This is a genomic window from Fulvivirga sediminis (genome assembly GCF_016757215.1).
GTDB classification, from domain to species: domain Bacteria; phylum Bacteroidota; class Bacteroidia; order Cytophagales; family Cyclobacteriaceae; genus Fulvivirga; species Fulvivirga sediminis.
Window position 1 is genome coordinate 1 of sequence record NZ_JAESIY010000045.1, and the last position, 404, is coordinate 404.

Annotated in this window: 1 protein-coding gene; it reads right to left on the minus strand. The window is 48.0% G+C overall.

Going from position 1 to position 404, the window contains the following annotated elements; all coding sequences use genetic code 11:
* Positions 1-194: 194 nt before the first annotated feature.
* Positions 195-404, minus strand: a 210-nt coding sequence (locus JL102_RS23725) for a hypothetical protein (protein ID WP_237390723.1), incomplete at its 5' end; no start/stop codon positions are given.

Genomic DNA, 404 nt, shown 5'->3' on the forward strand with positions numbered 1-404 from the left:
CGGACGTGAATTTAGCCCGATTCTTTCATCTCGGCCTTCAAAATAACACTTTTATGATTGACAGCGCACAGAGCTTGCACAAACTCAGCAAAAATCACGTGAGACGGCCGCTTCTACCGGGTGACGTCATTTTTATGCAAAAATGGTGAACTATAGCTTACGAACGTGGAGCTCCTAGTGGCTCGCGTCGTGGATTATGCCTGATTTGAGCGTTCGGCCTCAAAATCATCCCCTCTAGCCGTCACAAAATTCTTGGCTCGATCGCGATACACGTCGATGGGCATAAGCTTCCATTTTTGTCGCAAAAATATGGATTTTTGAGTGGAAACGGCCCTCAGAATCGAACCTCTGGGAAGAATCCCCAGAGCCGGACGTGAATTTAGCCCGATTCTTTCATCTCGGCC